Origin of the sequence: Streptococcus penaeicida, assembly GCF_002887775.1 — a bacterium.
GTDB classification, from domain to species: domain Bacteria; phylum Bacillota; class Bacilli; order Lactobacillales; family Streptococcaceae; genus Streptococcus; species Streptococcus penaeicida.
In genome coordinates, this window is the sequence record NZ_LOCM01000075.1 from 1 (window position 1) to 254 (window position 254).

Annotated in this window: 1 tRNA gene; it reads left to right on the forward strand. The window is 41.3% G+C overall.

The window, feature by feature from the left end:
* Positions 1-161 precede the first annotated feature (161 nt).
* Positions 162-234: transfer RNA gene (locus AT575_RS10335), tRNA-Ala, on the forward strand.
* Positions 235-254: the final 20 nt, after the last annotated feature.

A 254-nucleotide genomic window follows, 5' to 3' on the forward strand; every position in this document is an offset into this window, starting at 1 on the left:
ATGAGAACGTTAAGAAATCTGTATGAAAATAGGAAATTGACGATGTGTGCTTGCACACAAGGAGATTTATCTTTTTCACTAAGATTTTAGTTCGAATACAATTAAGCTTCACGTAATAGAATAGTACCACCACTAATAATGAAACAACCAGTTTATTAGTCGGGGCCTTAGCTCAGCTGGGAGAGCGCCTGCTTTGCACGCAGGAGGTCAGCGGTTCGATCCCGCTAGGCTCCATTATCTAGGATACAAAGAGA